Annotated in this window: 1 protein-coding gene; it reads right to left on the bottom strand. The window is 49.4% G+C overall.

Features of this window, described 5'->3' with window-relative positions:
• On the bottom strand, positions 1-344 hold a 344-nt coding region (locus EYW48_RS21630), incomplete at both ends, for a transketolase C-terminal domain-containing protein (protein ID WP_277433095.1).

The raw sequence follows: 344 nt of genomic DNA, 5'->3' as shown, positions 1-344 counted from the left end.
ACGTTTTCAGTGGTGAAGCCAAACATCTCGAACAACTGATCAGCAGGCGCTGACTCACCAAAGGTGGTCATACCGATGATCTTGCCGCCAAAGCCAACGTACTTGTACCAGAAATCCGCAATGCCCGCTTCAATCGCGATACGTTTAGTCACGTCTGCTGGTAATACTGCTTCGCGGTAAGCGGCATCTTGCTTATCGAATGCATCAGTAGCAGGCATCGATACCACGCGTACTTTCTTACCTTCTGCGGTTAGTTGCTCTGCGGCTTTCACTGCTAGCTCAACTTCTGAACCTGTCGCAATTAGGATTAGCTCAGGCTTACCATCGCTGTCTTTCAGGATGTA

The organism is Vibrio sp. 1180_3 (assembly GCF_029478545.1).
Classification (GTDB): Bacteria; Pseudomonadota; Gammaproteobacteria; order Enterobacterales; family Vibrionaceae; genus Vibrio; species Vibrio aestuarianus.
Note: the sequence above shows the minus strand (reverse complement) of the source record. Positions and strands in the feature narration are given on the sequence as shown.